The sequence below is a fragment of the Oleiphilus sp. HI0132 genome, assembly GCF_001635845.1.
The window spans coordinates 1-428 of record NZ_LWGJ01000733.1; the positions used below are offsets into that span (position 1 = coordinate 1).

1 protein-coding gene is annotated in these 428 nt (G+C 44.4%); it reads right to left on the reverse strand.

Annotated elements, in window-relative coordinates; translation table 11 throughout:
- Positions 1–428 (reverse strand): putative PEP-binding protein (locus A3766_RS08680; protein WP_304440946.1); only part of this gene is annotated, 428 nt, incomplete at both ends.

The window sequence follows — 428 nt, forward strand, 5'->3', positions numbered from 1 at the left end:
GAGACCTTCGGATTATTCCTATCCACTGCAAGTAGGTACTGCGTTAGATCATTAGAACCAATAGATATAAAGTCAATTCGCTTTGATAGGTGTGGCAGGGCCATCATTGCTGCTGGCACCTCTACCATTATACCCACGCTTGGCTTTGCAACTTTAAGCCCCATTGCAAGTAGCTGAGCCACTGCTTGGTCAAGCAACTCTCTGAACGCATCCACTTCTTCTACACGACTCACCATCGGCAACATAATTTTCATATTGCCAATCCCAAGGTTTGCACGAAGTAACGCTCGAATCTGAGCCAGAAAAATACTACTATTATCAAGTGTAAAACGTATACCACGCCAACCCAGATAAGGGTTATCTTCCTCAAAGCTGAAGTACGGCAAAGCTTTATCACCACCTATATCAAGGGTGCGCATGTAAACAGA